We start from the raw sequence: 1,873 nt of genomic DNA, 5'->3' as shown, positions 1-1,873 counted from the left end.
GAGCAATGATCGAAACCTGTGGATCTGCCGGGAAGGGTGTACCTTCCCGGATCATCCGATGATGGTTTCGAGATAAGGCCGACGTTGGCGCGTCGGTCGGGAAGGCACACCCGTGCCGCTTACCGTAGTGCCCGAGCTGCCCGCTGGCGACCACGACCGCTCGGCCGTCCCTGCCTCACCCTCGTTGATCGACCAGCTTGTCCGTGAGGGCGCCCGCAAGATGCTCGCCGCCGCACTCCAAGCCGAAGTCGACGCCTACATCGCCGCCTTCGCCGACGAACGCGACAGCCGCGGCCGCCGCATGGTCGTGCGCAACGGCTATCGCCAGCCGCGCGAGATCCTTACCGCGGCCGGCGCGATCGAGGTCACCGCCCCGCGCGTCAACGACAAGCGCATCGACGAAGCGACCGGCGAGCGGCAGCGGTTCTCCTCGGCGATCCTGCCCGCCTGGGCCCGCAAGACTCCCTCGATCAGCGAGGTGCTGCCACTGCTGTATCTGCATGGCCTGTCTTCCGGTGATTTCGTGCCTGCGCTGGGGCAGTTCCTCGGCTCGACCGCGGGCCTGTCCGCGCCGGTCATCACCAAGCTCACCGAGACCTGGAAGGGCGAGCAGCGTGTTTTCGCCGCCCGTGACCTGTCGGCCGTCGACTACGTCTACCTCTGGGTGGACGGCATCCACGTCAACATCCGACTGGAAGAACACAAGCTGTGCCTGCTGGTGATGATCGGCGTGCGCGCGGACGGCCGCAAGGAACTTGTCGCGCTCACCGACGGCTATCGCGAGTCCTCCGAGTCATGGGCTGACCTGCTGCGCGACTGCAAAAGGCGCGGGATGCGCGCTCCGGTGCTGGCCATCGGAGACGGCGCGCTCGGCTTCTGGTTGGCGCTGCGGGAGGTGTTTCCGCAGGCTAAAGAGCAGCGGTGCTGGTTCCACAAGATCGCCAATGTGTTGGGGGCGCTCCCGAAGTCCGCCCACCCGGCCGCGAAGAAGGCCCTGGCGGAGATCTGGAACGCCGAGGACAAGGACCACGCCCTGGCCGCGGTCAAGGACTTCCAAGCCGCCTATGGCGCCAAGTATCCCAAGGCCGTCGCCAAGGTGGTCGACGACCTCGATGAGCTGCTGGCCTTCTACGACTTCCCGGCCGAGCACTGGGTGCATCTGCGCACCACCAACCCGATCGAGTCGACCTTTGCCACCGTCCGGCACCGCACCAAGGTCACCAAGGGGCCGGGTTCCCGGGCTGCCGGGCTGGCCATGGCCTTCAAACTGATCGAATCGGCCCAGGCCCGCTGGCGCGCGGTTAACGCACCCCACCTGGTCGCACTCGTCCGCGCCGGAGCGGTCTTCACCAACGGGAAACTCCTCGAACGCTCCGACGACCTGGCCGCCTGAACCCTTCCCACTACGCCCGACAACAGGAGCACACGGTGAACAAGACCATCGACAAGATCGCCTGGATCCACCTGGACAACGGCAAGATCCTCAGCACCCGCTCACGAGGCAAGAACGCCTACTACATCCCCGGCGGCAAACGCGAACCCGGCGAAACCGACCTCGACACCCTCATCCGCGAGATCGACGAGGAACTCTCCATCGCCATCATCCCCACCACCGCCACCCACACGGGCACCTATCACGCCCAAGCACACGGCCACGCCGACGGCATCACCGTGCAGATGACCTGCTACACCGCCGACCATCACGGAGTACCGACACCCAGCAGCGAGATCGAAGAAATCACCTGGCTGACCTACGCCGACCGCGACCGCGTGTCCCCTGTCGACCAGATCATCTTCGATCACCTACACCAGACCGGGCAACTTCACTGACTCAGCAACACCCAAACCGATCCACAGGTATTGACTATTGCTC

The 1,873-nt window shown here is 65.4% G+C and carries 2 protein-coding genes; both read left to right on the top strand.

Annotated features, from left to right (window positions below; all coding sequences use genetic code 11):
- The first annotated feature begins 136 nt into the window (after positions 1-136).
- Positions 137-1,393 carry an IS256 family transposase gene (locus ACSDR0_RS50345; RefSeq protein WP_435296091.1) on the top strand — a complete coding sequence of 419 codons (1,257 nt, stop codon included), beginning with the start codon at positions 137-139 and terminating at the stop codon, positions 1,391-1,393.
- Between the two features lie 35 nt (positions 1,394-1,428).
- On the top strand, positions 1,429-1,830 hold the full coding sequence (locus tag ACSDR0_RS50340; protein WP_435296090.1) for an NUDIX hydrolase: 402 nt from the start codon (positions 1,429-1,431) through the stop codon (positions 1,828-1,830).
- The last annotated feature ends 43 nt before the right edge of the window (positions 1,831-1,873 follow it).

Source organism: Streptosporangium sp. G11 (assembly GCF_051192615.1).
GTDB lineage: Bacteria > Actinomycetota > Actinomycetes > Streptosporangiales > Streptosporangiaceae > Streptosporangium.
This window is presented reverse-complemented; position numbering and strand designations above follow the sequence as displayed.